Source organism: Ottowia beijingensis (assembly GCF_042680925.1).
Taxonomy (GTDB): Bacteria; Pseudomonadota; Gammaproteobacteria; order Burkholderiales; family Burkholderiaceae_C; genus Ottowia; species Ottowia beijingensis.
Window position 1 is genome coordinate 64,686 of record NZ_JBHUEP010000001.1, and the last position, 24,037, is coordinate 88,722.

The window sequence follows — 24,037 nt, forward strand, 5'->3', positions numbered from 1 at the left end:
GTGCGCTTGCCAGACAAGCGTTAGCGGTTGATTCTTCTTGAATTTCGATTGGCTGCGGTGGTCCGCCCATCCAACAGGTCGTCCTCCCGGCGAAAGCCGGGATCCGTGCTGCGCTTCGCTCGCATGAACGTGGCGTTCGCTGGCGCGGCGGTGTGGATTCCGGCTTTCGCCGGAATGACGAGGAAGAAAACGTTCACGCCCGCAGATGCCGCTGGCGCCCATGCTGCCCACTGCGCCAGGCGCCGTGGCGGCCGACGAGCAGCGAGACGAGGTACACCGCGCCCAGGTTGAGCACGATGGTGGGGCTGGTGGGCCAGTCGGCGTGGTAGCTGATCAGCAGCCCGGCCACGCAGGCCGCCAGCGCCAGCGCGGCGGCCAGCGCCATCAGCGCCGGCACGCCGCGCACCCACAGGCGCGCGGTGGCGGCGGGCAGCACCATGATGCCCACGGCCATCAGCGTGCCCAGCGCATGAAAGCCGGCCACCAGGCAGATGACCACCAGCACCAGAAAACCGTAGTGCGCCAGCGCACTGAAGCGGCTGACGCTGCGCAGGAACTGCGGATCCAGGCACTCCAGCACCAGCGGCCGGTACATCAGCGCCAGCGCCGCCAGCGTGGCGACGGCAATGCCCACCAGCAGCGTCAGCGCCGCGTCGTTGAGCGCCAGCACGGTGCCGAACAGCACGTGCAGCAGATCGACGCTGCTGCCGCGCGTGCTGACGATCAGCACGCCCAGCGCCAGGCTGAGCAGGTAGAAGGCGGCCAGGCTGGCGTCCTCGCGCAGCACGGTGGAGCGCGCCACCAGCCCCGAGCCCACGGCCACCAGCAGGCCGGCGGCCACGCCGCCCAGCGTCATCGCCGTCAGCGACAGACCCGACAGCAGGTAGCCGATGGCCGCGCCGGGCAGGATGGCGTGCGCCATGGCGTCGCCGGTCAGGCTCATGCGGCGCAGCAGCAGGAACACGCCGACCGGCGCGCAACTGAGCGACAGCGCGATGCACCCCACCAGCGCGCGGCGCATGAAGCCGAATTCGGTCAGCGGGCCGACGAGCAGCGCCCACAGGCCGGTGTCCATCGTCTCGGGCGTCATGGGTATTGCTCCCTCGCCCCTCTGGGGAGAGGGCTGGTGTGAGGGGCCGGCGCGTGACCATGCGCATGCGCGTGACCGCTCTCGTGAACATGTTCATGCCCATGAGGGAGGACATGCATGTGCCCGTCGTGCCCCGTGCCTGCACCCTCCACCTCGCACACCGGCGCCCGCTCGTCGAACGCCTCCGGCATCGCCCGCAGGCGCTGCAGGTTGGCCGGCGTCAGCACCCGCGCCGTCGGCCCCCAGCCGACCAGCTCGCGCGCCAGCATCAGCGTTTCGGGGAAAGCCTCGCGCACCTGGTGCAGGTCGTGTAGTACCGCCAGCACCGTCTTGCCCTCGCGCTGCCAGCCTTGCAGCAAGGCCAGCAAATCGGCGCAAGTGCGCTGATCAATGGCCGAAAAGGGCTCATCCAGCAGCAAGATGGGCGCATCCTGCAGCATCAGGCGCGCAAACAGCGTACGCTGCAACTGCCCGCCCGAGAGCGTGTCGATCGGCTGGCGCGCATAGCCCTCCAGCCCCACCGCCGCCAGAGCGTCGCGCACGCGCTCGCGCTGCGCGCGCGAAAAGCCGCCGAACGCGCCGGTTTCGTGCCACAGCCCCATGGCGGCGAACTCGCCCACCAGAATAGGAAAGCCGCGCTCCAGCGTGGCCTGCTGCGGCAGGTAGGCCACACGCTGGCCCGCAAGCCCGTCGATGCGCCCGCCGATGGGCTTGAGCAGCCCGGCCAGCGCCTTGATCAGCGTCGACTTGCCGGCGCCATTGGGCCCCACCACCGCCAGCAGCGCGCCGGGCTGGATCACGCCCGACAGGTGGTGCACCGCCGGATGGCCGTCGTAGCCCAGCGTCAGGTCGTGCAGGGCGACGGGCTGCGGCGCCGCCATCACGCGCCCCCGCCCTGCAGCGCCCAGCGCCACAGCAACAGCAGCACGGCGCTCAACACCGCCGCGACGCCCAGGCGCCAACCGGCGCCGCGCAGCAGCAGCGGGGGACGTTTGGACAGCGGCGGGGGCGGGGTCATGGGCGGCAATCGGAAGGCGGCGATAAAATGCAACTGACTTGCATCAAGCCGCCGAGTGCGCGATCATATCGCAAGTCAGTTGCATTAACGACCGCCCTGCAGCTTCATGCCCACGTTTGACCCCGCCGCCCTCAGCCAGCGCCTGCACCAGGCCGGGCTGCGCAGCACGCGCGCGGTGCTGGGCGTGGCCGAGCTGTTCGAGCAGGCCGCCACGCACTGGCAACCCACCCATGCCGACGTGGCGGCGCGGCTGGCGCAGGCGGGCGAGCCGGTGAACCCCGTCACGCTGTACCGCCTGCTGGACCGGCTGGTCGCCGCCGGCCTGCTGGCGCGCCACACGGCGCCGGGCGAGCGGGTGTGGCGCTTTCAGTGGCTGGGTGTGGCCGCATCGGCGCCTGAGTCCGCGCCCGCCGTGCCGCACTTCGAATGCGACGCCTGCCACACGCAGTTTCCGCTGCAGGCGGCCGACGCGCCCACGCAGGCGGTGGCCGATGCGCTGCGCCGCACGCTGGCCGAGCACGGGCACCAGGCGGCGCGGGTCGACTTGGCCGTGCACGGCACCTGCGCCGGCTGCCGTGAAGACGGCAGCGCCCATCACTCCTGATTCGATAGCTGCTTGCGCTTATCCACCGGGCGCTGGAGGCCGATTTGGCTTGCCACCCAAAAAGCGGGCGGCTGATGGTTGCCGCACCGCGGCGCCATGGCAGCCGGGTGGGAGCGGGCTTGCCCGCGATGCGGCCTCCCAGTCGAGGCGGCGCCTTATCGCGGCCACGGCCGCTCCCACAAGGGATGGCAGGCCTCTGCGCACCGCAACAGGACTTCGAGTGGCCAGTTCCATCAAACCGACGCCCGCCCTCACTGCTCCCCCAGCCAGCGCGCCTGAAGCCCCTCGGCGGCCAACCGTGCCAGCAGTTCGCGCACGTGCTCGGCATCGCGCGTCTGCAGCACCATCTCGATCTCGACGTTTTGCGCCGCCAGCAGCGTGAAGGCGCGCTGGTGGTGGATTTCCTGCACGTTGGCGCCGCATTCGGCCACCAATGCCGTGACGCGCGCCAGCGAGCCCGGCACGTCGCGCGCGCTGACGACGATGCGCGCCAGCCGGCCCGAGCGCACCATGCCGCGCCCGATGATGGCGGCCAGCAGCAGCGGGTCGATGTTGCCGCCCGACAGCACCAACCCCACCTGGCGGCCCTGAAACTGCTGCGGATGGCGCAGCAGCGCCGCCAGTGCGACGGCGCCCGCGCCTTCGGCCAGGGTCTTCTCGATCTCCAGCAGCATCACGATGGCCTGCTCCACGTCGCCCTCGTCCACGAGAAGCAGATCGTCCACGTGCTGACGGATCAGTGGCAGGCAGCGCGCGCCCGGCGCGCTGACCGCGATGCCCTCGGCAATGGTGCTGGCGCCCTGCGCGTGCGTGCTGCCGGTGACCGCGTTCACCGCGCCGGGAAAGCGCGCCGTCTGCACGCCCACCACGCGGATGCCGGGCTTGAGCGCCTTGGCCGCGGTGGCCACGCCGCTGATCAGCCCGCCGCCGCCGATAGGCACCACCAGCGTGTCCAGCGCGGGCTGCTCGGCCAGCATCTCCAGCGCCAGCGTGCCCTGGCCAGCCATGATGGCCTCGTCGTCGAACGGGTGCACGAAGCTCAGGCCCTGCTCGCGCGCCAGGGCCTGCGCATGCGCGCTGGCGGCGTCCAGCGTGTCGCCGTGCAGGATCACCTCGGCGCCGAAGCCCTGCGTGCGCGTCACCTTCACGCCGGGGGTGAAGCGCGGCATCACGATCACGGCGCGGATGCCCAGCCGCTGCGCATGAAAGGCCACGCCCTGCGCGTGGTTGCCGGCGCTCATGGCGATCACGCCGCGGGCACGCTCCTCCTTCGATAGCTGCGCGAGCTTGTTGCACGCGCCGCGCTCCTTGAACGAGGCGGTGAACTGCAGGTTCTCCATCTTCAGGAACACCTGCGCGCCCGTCACCTGCGACAGCGTGCGCGATTCGACGCAGGGGGTGTCGAGCACCTGGCCCTTCAGGCGGTCGGCGGCTTGCTGGATGTCGGTGAGTTGCAGCATCGGCGCATTGTGCGCCGCGCGGTCACTCTTTTATTAATAGTGGCTTGCGCACGCCACACCTTGATTTCAAGAGAAAATCATCTAAAACCAAGAATGGACGGGCGCGGGCAGCTATTGTTTTTTGCTTGACGATCAAGAAGTCTCAGATGACGTGCGGACCGCATCCGCGGTGTGGAAGCGGGCTTGCCCGTGATCAAGCCTAGGTTGCGGTGAGACGCCTCATCACTGGCAAGCCCGCTCCCACAACACTGTCTGAGACTTGTTGCCAACCAAGTATTTTTGATGCATCCACCAGCTACACCGCCGACGCCGGCAGCCCGAACAAGCGATCGAACACCCAGGTGAACACGAAGGTGTAGATCAGGAAGAACACCAGCAGCCCGATGTCGAGCAGCAGCGCCTGCCACAGGCTCACGCCCAGCCACCATGCGATGAACGGCACCAGCCACAGCAGCAGCCCGCCCTCGAAGCCGATGGCGTGCGCCACGCGCCGCGCCGGGCTGCGGCCGCGCACGGGCTGGCGCAGCTCCCAGCGCTCAAAGAACCAGTTGAACACCAGGTTCCACACCACCGCGATGGCCGAGCTGCCCACCGCCATGCCGCCCGAGCTGCCCCAGCCGTGGTCGGTGAACAGTCCCAGCGCCAGCGTGACCACGGCGATGGCGATCAGCTCGTACAGCGCGACGTAGAGGATGCGGCGGCGCGGGCCGCGCAGCAGGAACAGCAGGGGTGCCGGTGCGGACATGGCGACACTCTAGCAAGCCGATGCGACTCGCCTTGCCCGCGCCGCGACGGCGGGCGGGTGCATCCGGCGAGTGCCGGACTGCGTCATCGTGCGAGGGTCAGCGCCAGCGACCGCGTTGTTCAGCCGCACATCGGAATGCTGATTGGCACCAAAAATACTGCCAGGTTGCCATGAACACTACAGTTATAGCTATCGTATTTGCGGCATTCATCTTCAGGACTCGTTCAACACCCGCACGGCTCAGCGGCAGGGCGAGGCGCGGCAGGGCTTGCCGTCGGTCCAGCGCGCGCCTTCGAGCAGCGCGCCATCCAGATCGACGTTGACCAGCCTGGCGCCGGTGAAGTCGGCCTCGCGCAGGTCGGCGCCCGAGAGGTCGACATTGGTCAGCCGGCTGCCGCGAAAGCTTGCGCCGCGCAACTGCGCACCGGCCAGGTCGGTGTTGGCGATGCGCCGCTGGTCGAAGACGTGGCCGCGCAGGTCGCGGCCGGCCAGTTCAGCGTTGACCAAGTCGACGCCCAGGTCGACCGGGCGGTCGGGTACGCCGACGGTCACCGAGGACTCCGCGTCGCCGCGCACCACGCTGCGCCGCCCGGCAATGTTGGTTTCGGCCACGGCACCCTTGCCGACGGCGCGGTTGACGACCGAGCCTTCGATCACCACGCGTGAGGTGTTCTCACCGCCCACGCGGACCTCCGATCGCGCGCCGCCTTGGGCACCCGCGCCGGCGGCCAGCCCGGCAAGACACAATCCCAGCATCCACTTCATGGTTCATCTCCTTGGCGCACATGGCCTGTCTATTCCTGCGTTGATTCGGCCTCCACCGGTTCGGCGGCAGGTTCGGGCGCGGCCGGTGCAGCGGCCTGTGGCGGTGGCGGTTCGACGGGCGCCGGCACGGCGGCCTGTGCGGCCGAGGGCGCCGGTGCAACCGCGGGCTCTGCCATCGGCGCAGGCTCGACCGCGGGCTCGGCGGCGGGCTCCACTGGCGCACGGCGCAGCGCCGTGGTGGGCGCGCCGCCCATCAGCGCCAGTGAACGCGCGCTGGCGCGCTGCTCGGCCAGGCCTTCCAGTGGGTCTTCGTTGCGGCGCGGTCGGTCGCTGTTGAGCGCGCCACCGCCGGCCCGCCGGTCGGACTGGATGTTGACGCGCGCCGCCAGCTCGCGCATCCACGCCACGTCGTAGATCTGCGCCGGGTCGCGCGCGGGGCGACTGAAGATCAGCGCCAGGAACTCGCGCGCGCGCTGCGAGCCGCCGTCGGCCGCGCGCCGGTAGTGCTGGATCGCCTGAGCGAAGTCCTGCTGCACGCCCTCGCCGCGGTGGTAGCGCTGCGCCAGTTGCAGCATGGCGTCGGTGTCGCCGTCGTCGGCCTGCAGGCGCAGGCGCGACAGGTTGAGCGCGTCGCCGCCGCGCGTGAGGCGGCGCATGCGCTCCAGGTTCTCGCGCGCCACCGCGTTGCCCTGCAGGGCGGCGGTTTCGTACAGTGTGCGGGCGCCGGTCAGGTTGCCCTCCAGCTCCATCGCCACGCCCAGGTTGTTGGCGGCCATGGCGTCGCCGTCGCGCGCGGCCTGCTCCAGCAGTTGCAGCGATTCGACGCGCTTTTTCGCGCCCGAGATGCGCCCTTCGATCAGTGACGAGACGAAGGTCGCGCGCGCCAGCCCGGCGATGCGCGCCTCGTTGATCCATTCGCGCGCCTGCTCCACATCGCGCAGCCCGCCGATGCCGTTGGCCAGCAGCCAGCCATAGGCCACCATGCCGCGCGCGTCGCCGGCCGTGGCGGCCTGCTTCAGGCGCTGGCGCTCCAGGGCCGGCGCCATGGGCACGCCGCTGTTGCGGTGGTATTCCAGACCCTCGCGCAGGGCAGCCTCGGCGCCACTGTCGATGCCTGCCGATGCGCCGCCGCCAGCGCGTGCCTGCGTGTCGCTGCCGCGCGCGGCGCCTGCCTGGCCGGGGAACTTGATTTCCGCCAGCGCCGGGCCGGCGGTGCAGCTGACCACGGCCAGCCACAGCAGCGTGCGTGCAAGGTTCGAGGGGGTCATTTGCGACCTCCTCCCTTGGCGCCACCCTTGCTCCCAGGCGCGCCTTCGACCTGCCATTGCAATTCGCCAACCACGCCGGGCCGGAAGGCACCGAAGGTCGAGCGCACGGCGTCCATCGACTTCACGCCCTCGATCGGCTTCAGGTCGGCGCGGGTGAAGGTGGGCGGCAGCTGGCTCGTCAGCGGCTTGGGCGACAGCGCGCAGTACACCTGCTCGGCCCCGCCCTTCGACGCTTCGATCAGGAACGGATTGGCCCCGCTCATGTCCGGCACCGTCACCGCCCGCCCGCCCTGCGCCACGGCGGCGGGCTGCGCCGGGTTGGGGTAGATCTGGCTCACCACCGCGCCCGCGTCCTGGTAATAGCAGTAGAGGTAGCCGGTGCTGGGCGGCACCACCTTGACCACGATGGCCTCGCCGATCGCCAGCGTCTTGCTGTCGCGCTTGCCGACCAGCGTGACGTCGAGCGTGCCGGGCGGCGGCGCGTTCTCGGGCAGGCCCGGCGTATGGGGCTTGAGCGCGGCCTGGGCCGACACACCATCTCGCCGCAGCTTGCCATCTGCCGTCATGCCGACGTAGGCGCGCATCAGCTTGGCGTAGGTCTCGAAGTTGACCGTGCCGACGGGCGTCAGGTCGTTGGCGGCCTGGTAGCGGCTTACGACCTTGCGGAACGCCGGGCTGTCGAGGCCATTCACCTCGTCGCTCCATGCGCCCTGCGCATGCAGCACGCGCTGCGCCATCTGCCAGCGCTCGGGCACGCTCAGCTCTTCGTACCAATGGCGCACCTGGCGCAGGAATTCGGGGTGGTTCTGCTCGTAGTCGATGCAGTCCCAGTACGGCACGCGCGCCCATTTGCCCACCAGCTCGATCGCCGCCAGGTCGACCAGCAGACGGATCGCGCTGCCCGCGCCCTGGTTGTTGTCGGCCGCCACCTCGTACTGCAGGCCCAGGCGGTAGATGTGCTTGGGCAGGCCGGTGGCCTTGGCGCCGATCTCGACCGACTTGCCGCCCGTGGCCACCACGGCCTCGTTGGCCGAGTCGAGCCCCGAATACAGTGTGCGGGTGTTCATGTCCCCCAGGTGCAGATCGAGCCCGACCACGGTGCCCAGCAGGTCCCAGCTGTAGCCGGTATCGGTATTGGCGGTGGAGACCCCTATGGTGCGGCGCTTGCCGACCACCGATTTGTCGCCGAAGCTGATCGAGCCGGAGAGGTAGATCTGCGGCTTCTGCAACTCAACCTGGCCGCTGTTGAGCAGCAGGCCGGTGATGGCCTGAACAGTGTCCTGGCGCAGCGCGTCGATCTCGTAGTCCACCACCTTGAAGGCCTGGCTGGTACGCGACATGCGCGACAGCGCGGTGATCACCATGTCCTTGGTTGCGGTGGAAAACAGGCCCGACGGATCGGGGATCGATTTCACCGCCACCAGCGTGGTGGGCACCTGCTCTGCCGCCAGCATGCGGTCCATGCACGCCAGCCCTTCGCGCAGCACCGACACCGACTTGGTGGGCGACACCAGCGGTGCCTGCTCCACGGTGGCCTTGTCGATCACGTCGACGCGGTCGGTCAGCGTCGGATTGAGGCTGCAGCCCGACAGTGCGGCCAGCAGCAGCCAGGCCGGTCGATGCGCCAGCCCTGCCATGGTGTTTCGCATGATCCCCTCCCTGTGCAGCGCGGCGGCCGCCTGGTGTCGTTGTGTCTATTTGCAGACATTGATCACCGGCCCGCGCACGACGATCACCTGATCGCCCTTCCCGCCGGAGCCGTAGCGCTGGCCGACGCCCGGCTTCTGCGCCGGGTTCGAGCCGATGTTGGTGGTGCAGTTCTTCTGGCCGCCCATCTGGGCGTCCATCTGCTCGTCGACCTGGCGCTTGCCGTCCTCGCGCTCGATGCGCGAGCGCGCCATGGCGTTGCCGACCTTGGTGCGTGCAGCGGGGTCGATGGCGCGGCGCTCGGCGGGCGGCTTCTGCTGCGCATGCGCGGCCGGCGCAACCGCCCAGGCCAGGGCCAGCAGCAGGGCCGACGTCGCCAGCACGGCGGCGCGGTGGCATTCGGCTGTGGAGGTGGTCATGGTCGTCTCCTCGTGTGGCGGCGGCCGGCGGCGGCGGGGCCGCGCCGGCCGCTGTGGCTTCACTTCCCTTCGTTGGAGGCCAGGTTCTGCTCGGCCTTGCTCATCGGACCGACGGCGGCGTTCAGCACAGCGCCGTTCTTGACCGACACTTCCTGCGTGTTGTTGCCACCGATCTTCACGTTGCCCTTGTTCGAGGCCAGGTTCTGCTTGGCCTGCGCGCCGGGGCCGACGGCGGCGTTCAGCACGGCGCCGTTCTTGACCGTGACGGTCTGCTTGTTGTTGCCCCCGATCTTCACTTCGGCTTGCGCCGAAGCGCCGAGCAGCAGGCCGCAGGCGATCATGGCGACGGTCTTTTTCATGATGATTCCCCTTCCAAAGAGACTGTTTTGACAAAGGTGTGCCCCTGAAGCCCGTGGGCCGCAGACGGCACGCTCGTCCGACTGCCGCGATCGCGACGCGCCGAACCTGGGTAGGCGGCCTAGCGGCCGCCGATGTTGACGGTGCTGTTGACGCCCCGGCCACTGGCTCCGGTGACGATGGGGCCGTCGATGGAGACGACCTGCGAACGCGAGCCGGGCGATTGGCCGCCCGAAGCCACGTTCAGCTCGCTGCGCGCACCTTGGCTGGCCGCGTTGACCAGGGCGCCTTTCACGTCGACCTGCTGGCGGTTGCGGCCCTTCGGCGCTCCACCCTTGGTCGAGGCGACGTTCATGATCGCGTGGCCGCCGCCTACAGCCTGGTTCACCACGGCGCCATTAACATGCACGCTCTGGCTGTTCTGTGCCCCCGCGGTCCCTCCCCCGACCAGCAGGGTCACGCCAAGCAACCTCCCGATTTTTTTCATCCTGGCCTCCCATGTCTCGAGCTGTTCGTTTCTTGCGGGTCGACCAGCGTGTGCTTCACTTCGTCGATGCCTTGGTCGGCATGGTAGGAATGACCGTGTTTTTGGTCATCTCCCTGCGGACGTATGCCTGATGGAATAGCCGTGTCGATGATGCCGCGCTGCGCGCCCACTGAGCCCTTGCGATGACCGACACTCCCATCCTCCACGGCCCCGACCGGCCCGACCTGCTGCGCGGCGAAATCCTGGCCGACATCTTCGAGGCCACCGCGGCGCGCGTCCCCGACAAGACGGCGCTGGTCTTCGGCCCGCGCCACGTCACCTATGCCGAGCTGGACGCCGCCGCCGACCGCGTGGCCCACCGCCTGATCGAGGCGGGCGTGCAGGCCGGCGACATGGTGGGCCTGTGGCATCCGCGCGGCATCGAGCTGCTCACGCTACAGCTGGGCATCGCCAAGACCGGCGCCGCCTGGCTGCCGTTCGACGCCGACGTGCCCACCGACCGCATCGCCACCTGCCTGGAGGACGCGTCCGCCAAGGCGCTATTGATCGATGAGCAGCACGGCGAGCCGGCACGGCGACAGGAGGGCATCACGGCCCGCATCCTGACCGCCCAGGAACTGCTGGCACCGCTGCCCGAGGGCACCGCACTGCGCCGGCGCGAAGGCGCGCTGCCCAGCCACACCGCCTACGTCATCTACACCAGCGGCTCCACCGGCAAGCCCAAGGGCATTGCCATCACGCAGGGCAGCATCGCGCACTTCCTGCGCAGCGAGAACGCGCGCCTCGGCGTGCGCGAGGACGACAAGGTCTACCAGGGCTTTTCCGTCGCCTTCGACATGAGCTTCGAGGAGATCTGGATCAGCTACCTCGTCGGCGCCACGCTGTGGATCGCGCCCAAGGAGATCGCCGGCGACCCCGAGGCGCTGCCACGTGCGCTGATCGAGCACGACGTGACGGTGCTGCACGCCGTGCCCACGCTGCTGGCGCTGTTCGCGCAGGACGTGCCTGGCCTGCGCATCATCAACCTGGGCGGCGAGATGTGCCCGCAGACGCTGGTGGAGAAGTGGGCGCCGGGGCGGCAAATGTTCAACACCTACGGCCCGACCGAGGCCACGGTGTCGGCCTCGCTGGCCGAACTCAAGGCCGGCGAGCCGGTGACGATTGGCGAGGCGCTGCCCAACTACGGCCTGTTCGTCATCGAGGTGATCGACCCGGACAGCATCGTGAACGGCGTGGTGCCGCCGCTGAAAATTCTGCCCTTCGGCGAAACCGGCGAGCTGTGCATCACCGGCCCCGGCGTGGCCGCCGGCTATCTTGGAAGGCCCGAGCTGACGGCCGAGAAGTTCCTGCCCAACCCCTGGGCGCGCAACGAACAGGAAGCGCGCCTGTACCGCACAGGCGATCTGGCCAAGGTCGAATACAAGTCGGACGGCACGCCGCAGATGCAGTGCCTGGGCCGCGCCGACGACCAGGTGAAGATTCGCGGCTTCCGCGTCGAGCTGGGCGAGATCGAGGCCGTGCTGGCGGCGCAGCCCGGCGTGGGCACCACGGCGGTGCTGCTGCGCAAGGATGATGGCATCGACCAGCTCGTCGCCTTCTACGTGCCGACTGGTGAGCCCCCACGCTCCCCCGCTGCGCGTGGTGCGCTGCCCCCCGAGGGGGCCGCCGCCGGCTTGGGGCGGCCCGGCGCCGGCGGGGCGCCGGACATCAAGACCTTGCGCGCCGGCCTGGCCGAGAAGTTGCCGCCGTACATGGTGCCGGCGCGCTTCGAGGCGCTGCCCGCCATGCCGCGCCTGCCCAGCGGCAAGATCGACCGCAAGGTGCTGAAGGCGCAGCCGCTGGCCGCCGCCGCGCCGGCCGAGGGCAGCGACCTGCCCGAGACGCCGGCCGAGGAAGTGCTGTTCGCCGCGCTCGAAAAGCTGTTCCCCGGCCAGCCGATCCGCCGCGAGCTGGACTTCTTCAGCGACCTGGGCGGCCACTCGCTGTTCGCCGCGCGCATCACGTCCACGCTGCGGCAGGACCCGCGCTTCGCCCAGGCCACCGTGGCCGACATCTACAACCACCGCAGGATCGGCCTGATCACCGAGGCGCTGTCGGCCGGCATGATCGACACCGGGGCTGCGGCGGCCGAAAGGCCGTTCGTCATCCACAGCGCCTGGCGCCGCTGGCGCTGCGGCATCGCGCAGGGGCTGGCCATTCCGTTCCTGGTGCTGCTGACCATGGCGCAGTGGCTGGCGCCGTTCTTCGTCTACCACTTCCACACCGGCGACCCGGAGGACTCGATCGCCTACGCGGTGCTCATGTCGGCCCTGGCGTTCGTGGTGGCCATCGGGCTGAACTTCGTCATCGCCTGGGTTGGCCGGCGGCTCATCGGCGGCAGACTGAAGCCGGGCAGCTACCCGCTGTGGGGCATCGCCTATTACCGCTGGTGGCTGGCCGACCGGCTGGCCGAGACCGCGCCCACCTACATGATCAACGGCTCGCCGCTGTATGCGGCGTGGCTGCGCCTGCTCGGCGCGCGCGTGGGTACCGATGCGAACCTGGGCTCGGTGACCATCCGCGTGCCCGAGCTGGTGACCATCGGCGCCGGCGCCAGCATCGGCAACGCGGTCAATCTGGAGAATGCGCGCGTCGAAGGCGGCCTGCTGCACCTGGGCCGCATCGACGTCGGCGCCGAGGCCTGCGTCGGCTCCTACGTCGTCATCGAAGGCGACACCGCCATCGGCGAATACGGCCACCTGGAAGGCCAGTCGGCCCTCGCCAGCGGCCAGCATGTTCCGGCGCGCAAGGTCTGGCACGGTTCGCCAGCGCGCGAGCGGGGCGATTTCGACCCGGCCAGCCTGCCCCCGCGCCCGCCCGTCGGCAGCGGCCGCAAGGCCTGGGAGGGCGCCGTCTTCGTGCTCGGCGCGCTGGCCATCGCGGTGCTGTTCTTCATGCCGGTGTTCCCCACCTTCCTGCTGATCGACTGGCTCGACATGCCCGAGCTGTCGGTGCGCCCGCTGGTCGACGACGGCAGCGTGACCGCGCTGCAGGCGTTCGGCCTGCGGCTGGTGAAGTTCTTCCTGCTGGCGCTGCCGGCCAGCCTGGTGTTCATCTTCGCCACCGTGCTGCTGTCGGCGCTGATCCGCTGGGCCTTCCTGCCGAAGATGAAGGCCGGCAGTTGGCCGGTGCACAGCAACCGCTATCTGGCCAAGTGGCTGGTCAGCCAGATCCAGGAATCCAGCCTGGCGGTGCTGCACGGCATCTACGCCACGGTGTATTCGGCGCCGTGGTACCGGCTGCTGGGCGCCAAGGTGGGCAAGGAGACCGAGCTGTCCACCGCGCTCGGCGTGGTGCCCGACATGCTGACGCTGGGCGACGAGTGCTTCATCGCCGACGCCGTGATGCTGGGCGACGAGCACATCGACGGCGGCTGGATGACGGTGCAGCCCACCGTGGTGTCGCGCCGCAGCTTCGTCGGCAACGGTGCCTACGTGCCCGACGGCACCACCGTGCCCGAGAACGTGCTGATCGGCGTGATGAGCGCGGTGCCGCGCAACGCCACCATGCAGGACGGCGACACCTGGCTCGGCTCGCCGCCGCTGCACCTGCCGGCGCGCGAGGTGGTGACGGGCTTTCCCGAGCACCTGACCTTCGCGCCCTCGCCCTGGCGCAAGCTGGCGCGCGGGCTGGTGGAAGCCTTCCGCATCGCCGCGCCGCACGCGCTGGTCATCGCCGTGGGCTACGCCATCGTGCTGGACGCCATGCCGCTGGCGGAGGCCGACCGCTGGGGCCTGGTGGCGCTGGACCTGGCCGTGGGCGGCGTGCTGTTCGGCTTCGCCACGCTGCTGTTCGTGGCGCTGTTCAAGTGGCTCGCCGTGGGCCGATACCGCCAGCGTTCGGTGCCGATGTGGACGCCCTTCGTCTGGCTGTCGGAGGCGGCGACCAACCTGTACGAAGGCATCGCCGTGCCCTGGTTCCTGCGCTACCTGCGCGGCACGCCCTGGCTGGGCGACGCCTTCAACCTGCTGGGCGCCAAGGTCGGCCGCGGCGTGTACCTGGACACCACCGACATGACCGAGTTCGACTGCGTGCACATCGGCGACCACAGCGAGCTGAACGCCCTGTGCTGCCCGCAGACGCACCTGTTCGAGGACCGCGTGATGAAGATCGACCACGTGAAGATCGGCAGCCGCGTCACGCTGGGCCCGCGCTGCACCGTGCTGTATGGCGCGCAGGTGGGCGACGGCGCGCAGCTGGGGCCGCTGACGCTGGTGATGAAGGGCGAGAGCATTCCGCCGCGCACGCGCTGGCACGGCCTGCCGGCTTCGCCGTGGCGATGAGGGGCGCGGTGGCGCCCCGGCTTGGTGGAACGGGCCTTGGCCGCGATGCGGCGCCTGCCGCGCGCGGGCCGGTGATCGCGGGCAAGGCCGCTTCCGCCAAGTCCGGCCCGGCCTGTCTGCTTGCAGCGGCGGAGTGCGCGGCGCCGTGACCGCGTCGGTCGCCTGCCGCATCGACGCCCCATCGGCGCCTGACGGCCTGCGCGTGCTCGCGCTGCCCGTGCCCGCGCAACCGGGGCCTCCCGAGGCCACGCGCAACGCCGCGCGACAGCAGGCGCGCGCGGCGCTGGCGGCCGCGCTGGCCGAAGTGCTGCGCTGCGCGCCCGAGGCGCTCGACATCGGCAACCAGCGTGGCCAGCCGCCGCGCGCACGCTGGCGCGGCCCGGTCACGCCGCCCGCCGGGCTCGATCACGTCGGGTTGTCGGTCAGCCACGAGCGCGGCCTGTGCCTGCTGGCGCTGCTCCCGGGTGGCGCCGTGGGCGTCGACGTGGTGGCGCACGACACTGCGCCGGCGCCCGAAGAAATGCATCGCCTGGCCAGGCTGTATTTAGAGCCAAAAACGGCTGCAGCGCTTGACTGGCAAGCGCCAGAAACTATTGTTTCAATAGCTTTCATGCGCGCCTGGGCTGGGCACGAGGCGGCGCTCAAATGCCTCGGTCAGCCGCTGATCGAATGGCACCCGGCGCTGGAAGAGCGTCTGCGCGCGCTGCGCACCGCCCGCGTCGAACTGCCCGCCTGGGCCGCCGGCCACACGGCGGCCGTGGCCTGGCGCAACCGCCATGGATGGGAAAGCTGTCGGCTTGAAGATGCGCTGAATTCTTGAACGCAGAGAACGCCAAGACTTCGCAAAAGACGCAGAACAAGAGGGTGAAAACCTTGTGTGACTTCAGCTTTCACAAGCGATGGTGGCTATCTTCCTTGCTTGATGAACGGCAGATGATGCTTCTGCGTCTTTTTGCGCTGCCTTGGCAATTTCTGCGTTCAAAGGTTTTCAGGTTGCTTCTTTCAAGTCAATAAGCTCGCCCCCATGTCCGCCCTCACCCGCCGCCAACTCATCGGCCTGGTCGTCCTCACGCTGATGTGGGGGCTGAACTGGCCGGTGATGAAGCTGTCGCTGCGCGAGATCGAACCGCTGCACTTTCGCGCCGTCACCATGGCGCTGGGCGCGCTGGCCCTGGCGTTGTTCTTTCGCGCGCGCGGCGTGCGCATGCTGCCGCACGGCACCGCCGAATGGCGCGACGTGGGCGTGCTGGGCCTGCCCAACATCCTGGGCTGGCATGGGCTATCGATCATCGGACTGACGCAGTTGCCCGCCGGGCGCGCGGCCATCCTCGGCTTCACCATGCCGGTGTGGACGGTGCTGCTGGGCGTGCTGTTCTACCGCGAGCGCCTGACGGCGCGGCTGGTGCTGGCCACGGCGGCGGTGCTGGCCGCCATCGCGCTGCTGCTGTGGGACGAGTTCGCGCGGCTGGCCGGCAGCCCGGCCGGCATCGTATGGATGCAGGGCGCCGCGCTGTGCTGGGCGCTGGGCACCATCTGGATGCGGCGCGCCCGGCTGACGCTGCCGCCCGAGGCGCTGGTGGTGTGGATGATGGCCTGGTCGGCGGCGGTGATCGCCGTGCTGGCCGTGGCCCTGGAGCCGCCGCAGACCTGGCACTTCAGCGCCGGCGTGTGGGTGAGCTTGGCGTGGGCGGTGCTGATCAACTACGGCGCCGCGCAGGTGATCTGGTTCGGCCTGGCGCGCGCGCTGCCGCCGGCCACCAGCGCCATGAGCGTGCTGGCGGTGCCGCTGATCGGCACCCTGAGCGCGCCGCTGATCGTGGGCGAATGGCCGCGCTGGCAGGACCTGGCGGCGATGGTGTGCGTGGTGGTGGCGATTGGGGCGGTGCTGCTGCGGCGGGATTGAAGCGGGTCAACATCCGGATCGTGCGTCCAGGTTGGGATGGTTGCCGGTGCATGCACATCAATGATTTGAGAATGAAAATTCATCGACATCATTACGTGACCATCACCAGAAACTTTCAATTTTTGGGCTTGACCGGGCGACCCGTGGGGCTTGGCAAAGTGGCCAGCACACGGTCCAGAGCGACCCCTGGCCTGACTCCGCAGGCTTGGCACCAGTCGACGAACAGCAGCACATCGACGTAGGCCTCTCCGCGTTCAATCTTGGACACGTAGGACTGGCCGACCTCCAGTTGCTGCGCCAACAGGGCTTGCGATAGCCCAGCCTTCTTGCGACAAGCCGTCATCGCCGCCTGCAGGGCCTGGTAGCGCGGGTGATGGACGGAGACGGGCACGCGCCGATGCTGAATTCCTAATCGGAATAGTCCATTTACGACTTTTACGCTACGATCATCTGGGCTGACGCCCACCATGATCAATTCGGAGAAGGAAGGACATATGAGCAAGAAACTGGCAGTGGTCGCGCTGCTGTGCACAGTGCTGACCGCCTGCGGCGGCAGCGGAGACGACGACACCCCCGTTCCGGAGCCCACGCCGCAGGCGAGCCCGGAGGGCTTCTGGGTCGGCCATGCCTCGACCGGCACGGATGTCTTTGTTGCTGTGCTGGAGGACGGCCAAAGCTGGGGCATCTATGCGTCGGGTGGCTACATCGTTGGCGCTTTGACCGGCACCACCAGCTTCAGGGGTGACCAGCTTTCGGGTTCGGGCCGGGACTTCAATCTGCCGGCCCGCAGCGTCAGCGACGCCAGCTACGCCGGCACTTTCAGTGCCCGAAACCAGATCGACGTCCGCCTCTCCAACGGATCGACATTCACCGGCCGCTACGACGACAGCTACGATCAGCCGGCGTCACTGGCGACCCTCGTGGGTTTCTTTTCGGGCGAGGGCGTCACTGGCACGACCTTCCCGCAGGCCTACGGGGTCAGCATTGGTGTCGACGGTCTGATCACCCTACCCAGCACCCAGGGCTGCGGCGGGGCCGGCTGGGTGTTGCCACGTGCATCGGGCAAGAACGTCTACGATGTGACGATCACTTTTCAGGGCAGCACCTGCGCGCTGGGCCACGGCACCACGGTAAGGGGCATTGCCGTGTATGACACTGCCCAGCGCAGTCTGTGGGCTTTGGCCCTGAACAGTGCCAAGAGCGACGGCTTCATCTACGTTGCCCGTAAGGACTAAGTCGGCGTCCTGAACGCCAAGTGCAGTGGCGCGGGCTTCCCATGGCCCGGCCCACTGCCGCGCTTGTCGCCAAGACAAAAGCGCAGGGGTTATGCCGCCGCGCGGTAGAACCCCGCCGGCTGCACGCCGCGCGTCTTCAGCGGCCCCACGGCCTGGGCGATGGCGCCGATGTGATCCGGCGTGGTGCCGCAGCAGCCGCCCACGATGTTGACCAGCCCCTCGGCGGCGAACTCGTGGATCAGCCGGCTCGTCACCTCGGGCGTTTCGTCGAAGCCGGTGTCGCTCATCGGGTTGGGCAGGCCGGCGTTGGGGTAGCAGCTGATGAAGGTGTCGGGCGCGACGCGGTTCAGCTCCTGGATGTAGGGGCGCATCAGCGTGGCGCCCAGCGCGCAGTTCAGGCCGATCGACAACGGCTGCGCGTGGCGCACGCTGTACCAGAAGGCGGTCACCGTCTGGCCGCTCAGCACGCGGCCCGAGGCATCGGTCACCGTGCCGCTGATCATGATCGGCAGGCGCTCGCCGCTTTTCTCGAAGAACTCGTCGATGGCGAACAACGCGGCCTTGGCGTTGAGCGTGTCGAAGATGGTCTCGACCAGCAGCACGTCGGCGCCGCCTTCCACCAGGCCCTCGACCTGTTCGTAGTACGCGGCGCGCAGTGCCTCGAAATCGACATTGCGCGCGCCGGGGTCGTTCACGTCGGGGCTGATGCTGGCCGTCTTGGGCGTGGGGCCGAGCGCGCCAGCGACGAAGCGCGGGTGCTCGGGCGTCGAATACTTGTCGCAGGCGGCGCGTGCCAGCTTCGCCGATTCGACGTTCATCTCGCGCGCCAGGTGCGCCATGTCGTAGTCGGCCTGCGCGATGCTGGTGGCGCCGAAGGTGTTGGTCTCGATCAGGTCGGCGCCGGCGGCCAGGTACTTCTCGTGGATGTCGCGGATCACGTCAGGGCGCGTGAGCGACAGCAGCTCGTTGTTGCCCTTCACGTCGCGGTGGAAGTCGGCGAAGCGCTCGCCGCGGTACTGCGCCTCGGTCAGCTTGAAGCGCTGGATCATGGTGCCCATGGCGCCGTCGAGGATGACGAGGCGTTGTCGCAGGATGTCGGGCAGCGCAGCGGCGCGCGTGTAGGCGATGGGTTGCATGGGCCGCGATTCTAGGCAGCGGGGCATGCGCCCGCCCGCAACGAGGACAATCGGGTGTTTTGCTTTTCGCCCCGTGACCGCCCCGACCGCCCCCCTCGCCATCCTGAACGAGACCTTCGGCTACGCCGCCTTCCGCGGCCAGCAGCAGGCCATCGTCGAGCACGTCACCGCCGGTGGCGATGCGCTGGTGCTGATGCCCACCGGCGGGGGCAAGAGCCTGTGCTATCAGATCCCCGCCATCGCGCGGCAGCGCGCGGGGCATGGCGTGACGCTGGTCATCTCGCCGCTGATCGCGCTGATGCACGACCAGGTCGGCGCGCTGCACGAGGCCGGCGTGGCGGCGGCCTTCCTCAACTCCACGCAGGGCTGGGAGCAGACCGAGGACATCGAACGCCGCCTGCTGGCCGGCCAGCTGACGCTGCTGTACGCCGCGCCCGAGCGCGTGGGCACGCCGCGCTTTCTGGGCCTGCTGGACACGCTGCACGCGCACGGGCAGCTCAGCCTGTTCGCCATCGACGAGGCGCACTGCGTGAGCCAGTGGGGACACGACTTCCGGCCCGAATACCGCCAGCTGACGGTGCTGCACGAGCGCTGGCCGAGCGTGCCGCGCGTGGCGCTGACGGCCACCGCCGACGACGTGACGCGCGCCGACATCGTGGAACGCCTGCAGTTGCAGGCGGCCGAACCCTTCGTCAGCAGCTTCGACCGGCCGAACATCCGGTACACGATCGTCGAGAAGAAGGACGCCACGCGCCAGCTGCTGCAGTTCATCCAGCAGCAGCACGAAGGCGAGGCCGGCATCGTGTACTGCCAGAGCCGCAAGCGCTGCGAGGAACTGGCCGCCACGCTGTGCGCGCAGGGCATCAGCGCGCTGCCCTACCACGCCGGCCTGCCCGCCGACGAGCGCCAGCGCAACCAGGACCGCTTTCTGCGCGAGGACGGCATCGTGATGTGCGCCACCATCGCCTTCGGCATGGGCATCGACAAGCCGGATGTGCGCTTCGTCGCCCACGTCGACATGCCCAAGAACATCGAAGGCTATTACCAGGAGACCGGCCGCGCCGGCCGCGATGGCGATGCGGCCGACGCCTGGATGGCCTACGGCCTGCAGGACGTGGTGAACCAGCGCCGCATGATCGACGAGAGCCCGGCCGAGGAAGACTTCAAGCAGGTGATGCGCGGCAAGCTCGATGCCCTGCTGGCCCTGGCCGAGGCCACCGACTGCCGCCGCGCGCGGCTGCTGGGCTACTTCGGCGAGCGCATGGATGCTATCGATTCAGAAGCTGCTTGCGCTGACCAGGCGGGCGCTGAAGGCCAATTTGATTCAAAACCCCGCTATACCGCCACCTTCTGCGGCAACTGCGACAACTGCCTGAACCCGCCCGAGGTCTGGGACGCCACCGATGCGGCGCGCAAGCTGCTGTCCACCATCTACCGCGTGCAGCAGCAAAGCGGCCTGAGCTTCGGCGCCGGGCACATAATGGACATCGTGCGCGGCAAATCGACCGACAAGTTGGCGCAGTTCGGGCATGAGCGCGTGTCCACCTTCGGCATCGGCGCCGAGTTCAGCGAGGCGCAGCTGCGCGGCGTGCTGCGCCAGCTGATCGCCGTGGGTGCGCTGCAGGTCGATGCGCAGGCCTACAACACCCTCAAGCTGTTGCCCGACGCGCGCCCCATCCTGCGCGGCGAGCAGCCGGTGCGCCTGCGCGCCGCCAGCGCCGCCCCGGCGCGCGAGCGCGTGCGCAAGCCGCGCCGCGCCGATACGCCACCGCCCGCGGCGGCCGACCTGGACAGCGCCGCGCAGGCCCGTTTCACCGCCCTGAAAGCCTGGCGCGGCGAGGTGGCGCGCGAGCACAACCTGCCCGCCTACGTGATCTTCCACGACGCCACCCTGGCGGCGATCGCCGCGCGCGACCCGCAGGCGCTGGACGACTTGCAAGGCATCAGCGGCATTGGCGCCACCAAGCTCGAGCGCTATGGCGACGAGGTGCTGCGGGTGAGCCGGAGCGCCGCGTGAACCGAAAGTGGCCCATCACGGCAAATTGGCCAATTTCCCCAAACAAGGGATAATGGCCCCATTCGCCCGTGAAGGAGGTTCCCATGGCCCACGCCCTGCGTCTTGACAGCTTCGCCCAATTGCCCCGCACGCCCGCGTCCGACGTCAAGCGCCTGGGCTGGCGCGGCGTGATGCGCACCGTGGGGCGCGAAGGCAAGGTGCTGGTCACCAACCACGACCAGCCCGAGGCCGTGATCCTCTCCACCGACGAATACCAGCGCCTGATGCAGGCCGCCGAAGGCGCGCAGGCGCAGCAGGACGCCGCCCTCGACACCCTGCGCCGCCGCTTCGACGCGCGGCTGGCCGCGCTGGCCGAGGACGATGCGGCCGACCGGCTGCGCGCCGTGCTGGGCGCGCCGGCCGCGCTGCAAGGCCAGGTCAAGGCCGGCGACAGCCATTGAGGCCGAAATCAAGCGATAGCGATTTGGCGCCGTTCTTGAGTATCAAAAAAGAAGCTGCTTGCGCCCGATGAACAGGCGCTGAAGGCTTTTTTAGTACCTGAAAAAATTCAGCAAGTCCCTCCTTTGGCTGCCACCCCATGCCCACCCGCCCCGTCCTCTACGTGCTGGCTGGCGTCAACGGCGCCGGCAAGAGCAGCATCGGCGGCCACCTGCTCACGCGCGCCGGCCTGGCCTGGTTCAACCCCGACCGCTTTGCGCGCGAACTCATCGCCGCCACCGGCATGGACCAGACTGCCGCCAACGCCGCTGCCTGGCAGGAAGGCATGCGCCGGCTCGACGAAGCCGTGGCCGCCGGCCGCAGCTTTGCCTTCGAAACCACGCTGGGCGGCCGCAGCGTCGCGGCGCGGCTGCAGGGCGCGGCCAGCACGCACGACGTGCTGGTGTGGTTCTGCGGCCTGGCCTCGCCCGAGCTGCACCTGGCCCGCGTGCAGGCGCGCGTGGCGGCGGGCGGGCACGACATCCCCGAAGCGAAGATCCGCGAGCGCTGGAACGCCTCCGTCGCCAACCTGATTGCCCTGCTGCCGCACCTGGCCGAAGTGCGCCTGTTCGACAACTCCGCCAGCGTGCCGCCGGGCGAGGCCGTGCCCGACCCGGTGCCGGTGGCGGTGATTCAGCGCGGCCGGCTGGCCTGGCCCGCGCCGGACGCCCCCGCGCAACTGGCCGCCACGCCCGACTGGGCCAAGCCGGTGCTGGAGGCGGCGCTTCAGCTTTAGTGCACGAACCCCATCGACCGCTGCTCGCGCACCTCGGGCTTGATGCGGTGCTCGGCCTCGAGCTGCTCCAGGAACTCCTCGACCGTGAACTCGGCCGCCAGGATGTCGGTCTGGCGCTTGACGGCGGCGAAGTCGCCGGGCGCCAACTGCTCCAGCTTGGCCAGGCGACGGCGCACCTCATCGGTCAGCGCGTTGGCGTCGCCCTTCAGCGCCTCGGTGACGAACATGCGCTCGCGCTGCTCGGCGGTGAGCGGCTTGAACTTGATCTTGAAGGTGAAGCGCCGCAGCGCCGCCTGGTCGATGCGGTCGAGCAGGTTGGTGGTGCAGATGAACACGCCGTGGTGGCGCTCCATCTGCTGCAGCATCTCGTTGACCTCGGTCACCTCGTAGCTGCGCTGCGCGCCGCGGCGGTCCAGCAAAAAGCTGTCGGCCTCGTCCAGCAGCAGCACGGCTTTCTCCTGCGTGGCCTCCTCGAACATGGCAGCCATGTTCTGCTCGGTCTCGCCCACGTACTTGCTCACCAGGTCGCTGGCCTGCTTGATGATGAGCGGCTGGTCCATCTGCTGCGCGATGTATTCGCCCAGCGCGGTCTTGCCGGTGCCGGGCGCGCCGTAGAAGCACAGCGCGCCGTGGCCGCGCGCCTTCAGCGCCTCGACGATGCGCGGGATTTCGAAGCGGCTTTCGACGTTCAGCATGCCGAGGTCGTAGGTGGTGACCTGGCGGAGGCCCTTGCTCGTGCCGGTATCGGCCTTGCGGCCGAGCGCGGCGTCGGAGTTCTTCAGCTGGCGCTCGATCAGGGCCTCGAAGGCTTCGCCACCGGGCACCTCGCCCACGTGGGCCAGGTCGGCAAAGCGCACGGCGGTGCGGATCTGCGCCGGCGTCAGGCCCTTGCGCTCGGTCAGCTTGGCGACGAATTCGTCGCTCACGGCAACATCGGCCAGGCTCTTGCGGATGAGCTGTTCGCGCGCGCCGGGCGGGGGCGACTTCAGCTCCAGGTGATAGGCGAAGCGGCGGCGGAAGGCCGGGTCGATCTGCTCGATGCGGTTGGTGACCCAGATGGTGGGCACCGGGTTGCTTTCCAGGATCTGGTTGACCCAGGCCTTGCCGCTCACGCTGTGGCCCATGCCGGCGGGCATGGCCTGCTGCTCGGCGCGCGCCATCAGGCCGGCGGCATCGACGCTGATGGGCGGGAACACGTCTTCCACCTCGTCGAACAGCAGCGCCGCCTCCTGCGAGCCCTTCAGGAACACCTGCGCGATCTGCATCGAGCGGTAGCGGTCGCGGCCCGACAGGCTGTTGCCGTCGCGGTCGGCGTATTCGACCTCGAACAGGTCCAGCCCCGCCTCGGCGGCGACCACCTTGGCCAGTTCGGTCTTGCCGGTGCCGGGTGGGCCGTACAGCAGCACGTTGACGCCCTGCGCCTTGGTGGCCTGCGCCTTGCGCAGCAGGTGAACCAGCACCTGCACGTCGTCGCCGACGAATTCGAAATCGCTGCTCTTCAGCTCGCTGCGGGCGGCCGGGCGCGTGAACACGGCCATCAGCTCGGCGCGGTCGCGGTATTCGCGCATCAGCACCGGCGGCAGCTTCTCGCTGACCTTCATCAGGTCGGCCAGGTCGGTGATGCTGTGCTCGGAGATCAGGTTCTCGACCAGGCCGATGCGCTCCAGCCGGCCGCCGGCGCGCAGGGCCTCGCCCACCTCGGCCGCGGTCACGCCGGCAATGGTGGCGATGGCGGCGTAGGCCTCGGGGGCGTTGTTGACCTTGAACTCGACCAGGATGCTGCGCAGATCGCGCTGGTAGCGCGCCAGGGTGCCGTACAGCAGCAGCGCGCGCTCGGCCTTGTTGAGCTGCAACAGGTTCGACAGCGCGTCGATGTTCTTCTCGACCAGGGTGGACTGCTTCTTGAGCGCGTGGTTAAGCCACTGCCCGGTGCTGGCCAGCAGCGCCAGCAGGTCCTTGGGCGAGTCCTTGGCGTACTCGTCCAGGTAGAAGAACAGCGTGCCTTCTTCATACGGGCCGCGCCAGATGCCGTGGCGTTCCAGGAATTCGGCATTCGACAGCGCCTCGTGGCCGCGCCAGAACTCGTTGTCCTTGCAGCGGCGGGTGAGGAATTCGCGCAGGCGCAGCAGCACCGGTTCGGGCCACAGCAGGTGGCGGCCGGCCAGCGCCATCAGGCCGTTGATGTCGCGCCGCACGTTGAACTTGCTGCCCTGCTGCGCGGCCAGTGTCAGCACGAAATGCGAACACATCAGATCCAGCACCGGCGCCGTGGCCAAGCCAGGCGTGGCCAGCATGCCCGCCTGTTCACGCACCGTGATCGTCCGTTTCGCCATCAGCAGCCTCCCTGGGGT

22 protein-coding genes and 1 pseudogene are annotated in these 24,037 nt (G+C 69.3%); 8 read left to right on the forward strand and 15 right to left on the reverse strand.

The window, feature by feature from the left end; all coding sequences use genetic code 11:
• Nucleotides 1–20: 20 nt before the first annotated feature.
• The 4 genes from ACFSCU_RS00305 to ACFSCU_RS00320 are packed head-to-tail and all read right to left on the reverse strand — an operon-like array spanning nucleotide 21 to nucleotide 2,108.
• On the reverse strand, nucleotides 21–197 hold the full coding sequence (locus ACFSCU_RS00305; RefSeq protein WP_180550481.1) for a hypothetical protein: 177 nt from the start codon (nucleotides 195–197) through the stop codon (nucleotides 21–23).
• A complete protein-coding gene (locus ACFSCU_RS00310; protein WP_257645755.1) occupies nucleotides 194–1,090 on the reverse strand; it encodes a metal ABC transporter permease in 897 nt (298 codons plus the stop codon). Before ACFSCU_RS00310 ends, ACFSCU_RS00305 begins: the two co-directional genes overlap by 4 nt.
• On the reverse strand, nucleotides 1,087–1,971 hold the full coding sequence (locus ACFSCU_RS00315) for a metal ABC transporter ATP-binding protein (RefSeq protein ID WP_377559470.1): 885 nt from the start codon (nucleotides 1,969–1,971) through the stop codon (nucleotides 1,087–1,089). Before ACFSCU_RS00315 ends, ACFSCU_RS00310 begins: the two co-directional genes overlap by 4 nt.
• Nucleotides 1,971–2,108: a hypothetical protein gene (locus ACFSCU_RS00320; protein ID WP_333707320.1), complete on the reverse strand. Its 138-nt coding sequence runs from the start codon at nucleotides 2,106–2,108 to the stop codon at nucleotides 1,971–1,973. Before ACFSCU_RS00320 ends, ACFSCU_RS00315 begins: the two co-directional genes overlap by 1 nt.
• 106 nt (nucleotides 2,109–2,214) lie before the next feature.
• Between ACFSCU_RS00320 and ACFSCU_RS00325 the strand changes: the two genes are divergently transcribed.
• The gene (locus ACFSCU_RS00325) at nucleotides 2,215–2,712 is read left to right on the forward strand and encodes a Fur family transcriptional regulator (protein ID WP_333707321.1); all 498 of its coding nucleotides are present in this window, start codon (nucleotides 2,215–2,217) and stop codon (nucleotides 2,710–2,712) included.
• Between the two features lie 251 nt (nucleotides 2,713–2,963).
• Here the strand turns inward: ACFSCU_RS00325 and ACFSCU_RS00330 are convergent.
• From ACFSCU_RS00330 to ACFSCU_RS00365, 8 genes and pseudogenes are all read right to left on the reverse strand, one after another.
• A pseudogene (locus tag ACFSCU_RS00330) lies at nucleotides 2,964–4,175 on the reverse strand (threonine ammonia-lyase); the annotation flags it as partial.
• Between the two features lie 292 nt (nucleotides 4,176–4,467).
• Nucleotides 4,468–4,917 carry a PACE efflux transporter gene (locus tag ACFSCU_RS00335; RefSeq protein WP_377559472.1) on the reverse strand — a complete coding sequence of 150 codons (450 nt, stop codon included), beginning with the start codon at nucleotides 4,915–4,917 and terminating at the stop codon, nucleotides 4,468–4,470.
• A gap of 240 nt (nucleotides 4,918–5,157) precedes the next feature.
• A complete protein-coding gene (locus tag ACFSCU_RS00340) occupies nucleotides 5,158–5,682 on the reverse strand; it encodes a pentapeptide repeat-containing protein (RefSeq protein WP_180550479.1) in 525 nt (174 codons plus the stop codon).
• A 29-nt stretch (nucleotides 5,683–5,711) separates the two neighbouring features.
• A complete protein-coding gene (locus ACFSCU_RS00345) occupies nucleotides 5,712–6,950 on the reverse strand; it encodes a tetratricopeptide repeat protein (RefSeq protein WP_377559473.1) in 1,239 nt (412 codons plus the stop codon).
• Nucleotides 6,947–8,599, reverse strand: coding sequence for a DUF4384 domain-containing protein (locus ACFSCU_RS00350; RefSeq protein WP_180550477.1), 1,653 nt, complete (start codon nucleotides 8,597–8,599; stop codon nucleotides 6,947–6,949). The genes ACFSCU_RS00345 and ACFSCU_RS00350 overlap by 4 nt, the downstream gene beginning before the upstream one ends.
• A 45-nt stretch (nucleotides 8,600–8,644) precedes the next feature.
• The gene (locus tag ACFSCU_RS00355) at nucleotides 8,645–9,016 is read right to left on the reverse strand and encodes a hypothetical protein (RefSeq protein ID WP_180550476.1); all 372 of its coding nucleotides are present in this window, start codon (nucleotides 9,014–9,016) and stop codon (nucleotides 8,645–8,647) included.
• A gap of 59 nt (nucleotides 9,017–9,075) precedes the next feature.
• On the reverse strand, nucleotides 9,076–9,375 hold the full coding sequence (locus ACFSCU_RS00360) for a hypothetical protein (RefSeq protein WP_180550475.1): 300 nt from the start codon (nucleotides 9,373–9,375) through the stop codon (nucleotides 9,076–9,078).
• Nucleotides 9,376–9,494: 119 nt separating this feature from the next.
• Nucleotides 9,495–9,833 carry a hypothetical protein gene (locus tag ACFSCU_RS00365; RefSeq protein WP_377559474.1) on the reverse strand — a complete coding sequence of 113 codons (339 nt, stop codon included), beginning with the start codon at nucleotides 9,831–9,833 and terminating at the stop codon, nucleotides 9,495–9,497.
• A gap of 209 nt (nucleotides 9,834–10,042) precedes the next feature.
• Between ACFSCU_RS00365 and ACFSCU_RS00370 the strand changes: the two genes are divergently transcribed.
• The 3 genes from ACFSCU_RS00370 to ACFSCU_RS00380 all read left to right on the forward strand — a co-directional run bounded on the left by ACFSCU_RS00370 (nucleotide 10,043) and on the right by ACFSCU_RS00380 (nucleotide 16,085).
• Nucleotides 10,043–14,182: a Pls/PosA family non-ribosomal peptide synthetase gene (locus tag ACFSCU_RS00370; protein WP_377559475.1), complete on the forward strand. Its 4,140-nt coding sequence runs from the start codon at nucleotides 10,043–10,045 to the stop codon at nucleotides 14,180–14,182.
• 145 nt (nucleotides 14,183–14,327) lie between these two features.
• Nucleotides 14,328–15,002, forward strand: coding sequence for a 4'-phosphopantetheinyl transferase family protein (locus tag ACFSCU_RS00375; protein WP_180550472.1), 675 nt, complete (start codon nucleotides 14,328–14,330; stop codon nucleotides 15,000–15,002).
• Between the two features lie 204 nt (nucleotides 15,003–15,206).
• Nucleotides 15,207–16,085, forward strand: a complete 879-nt coding sequence (locus ACFSCU_RS00380; protein ID WP_377559476.1) for a DMT family transporter — start codon at nucleotides 15,207–15,209, stop codon at nucleotides 16,083–16,085.
• A gap of 115 nt (nucleotides 16,086–16,200) precedes the next feature.
• Here ACFSCU_RS00380 and ACFSCU_RS00385 read toward each other — a convergent pair whose 3' ends face one another.
• The gene (locus tag ACFSCU_RS00385; RefSeq protein ID WP_377559740.1) at nucleotides 16,201–16,428 is read right to left on the reverse strand and encodes a helix-turn-helix domain-containing protein; all 228 of its coding nucleotides are present in this window, start codon (nucleotides 16,426–16,428) and stop codon (nucleotides 16,201–16,203) included.
• Nucleotides 16,429–16,579: 151 nt separating this feature from the next.
• Here ACFSCU_RS00385 and ACFSCU_RS00390 point away from each other — a divergent pair, with 151 nt between their 5' ends.
• Nucleotides 16,580–17,320, forward strand: a complete 741-nt coding sequence (locus ACFSCU_RS00390; protein ID WP_180550470.1) for a hypothetical protein — start codon at nucleotides 16,580–16,582, stop codon at nucleotides 17,318–17,320.
• An 89-nt stretch (nucleotides 17,321–17,409) separates the two neighbouring features.
• Here ACFSCU_RS00390 and ACFSCU_RS00395 read toward each other — a convergent pair whose 3' ends face one another.
• Entirely contained in the window at nucleotides 17,410–18,456 is a 1,047-nt protein-coding gene (locus ACFSCU_RS00395; protein ID WP_180550469.1) for a homocysteine S-methyltransferase family protein, read from the reverse strand.
• A gap of 73 nt (nucleotides 18,457–18,529) precedes the next feature.
• On the opposite strand from ACFSCU_RS00395, the gene ACFSCU_RS00400 reads away from it, so the two are divergent.
• The 3 genes from ACFSCU_RS00400 (at nucleotide 18,530) to ACFSCU_RS00410 (ending at nucleotide 21,686) form a co-directional block, all read left to right on the forward strand.
• On the forward strand, nucleotides 18,530–20,473 hold the full coding sequence (locus tag ACFSCU_RS00400) for a RecQ family ATP-dependent DNA helicase (protein WP_377559478.1): 1,944 nt from the start codon (nucleotides 18,530–18,532) through the stop codon (nucleotides 20,471–20,473).
• 83 nt (nucleotides 20,474–20,556) lie between these two features.
• Nucleotides 20,557–20,913, forward strand: a complete 357-nt coding sequence (locus ACFSCU_RS00405; protein WP_180550468.1) for a type II toxin-antitoxin system Phd/YefM family antitoxin — start codon at nucleotides 20,557–20,559, stop codon at nucleotides 20,911–20,913.
• A gap of 137 nt (nucleotides 20,914–21,050) precedes the next feature.
• The gene (locus tag ACFSCU_RS00410) at nucleotides 21,051–21,686 is read left to right on the forward strand and encodes an AAA family ATPase (protein ID WP_180550467.1); all 636 of its coding nucleotides are present in this window, start codon (nucleotides 21,051–21,053) and stop codon (nucleotides 21,684–21,686) included.
• On the opposite strand, the gene ACFSCU_RS00415 is transcribed toward ACFSCU_RS00410, so the two are convergent.
• Nucleotides 21,683–24,019, reverse strand: a complete 2,337-nt coding sequence (locus ACFSCU_RS00415; protein WP_377559480.1) for an ATP-binding protein — start codon at nucleotides 24,017–24,019, stop codon at nucleotides 21,683–21,685. The genes ACFSCU_RS00410 and ACFSCU_RS00415 overlap by 4 nt on opposite strands.
• Nucleotides 24,020–24,037 lie beyond the last annotated feature (18 nt).